We start from the raw sequence: 257 nt of genomic DNA on the forward strand, positions 1-257 counted from the left end.
CCGCTTCTTCTCTGGCAGAACCAAAAATATCGCATAAATAGACATGGTCCGCTTCCTGCAGGCAATCCGCGAATTCCTGTAGGAAAGTCTGGGTCCGGCTGAATGTATGCGGCTGGAAAATGGCGATCAGCTCGCGTTCCGGATACTTTTGGCTAGCTGATTGCAAAGTTGAGCGGATTTCTGTCGGATGGTGGGCATAATCGTCGATCAACACGCGATCGTCGATGACTGTCTCTGTAAAGCGGCGTTTAACGCCC

At 51.4% G+C, this 257-nt stretch carries 1 protein-coding gene; it reads right to left on the reverse strand.

All coding sequences use genetic code 11. The features are described from left to right. On the reverse strand, window positions 1-257 hold a 257-nt coding region (locus SB775_RS31365; protein WP_410865182.1), incomplete at both ends, for a glutamate ligase domain-containing protein.

This window comes from Peribacillus sp. SIMBA_075 (assembly GCF_046534585.1).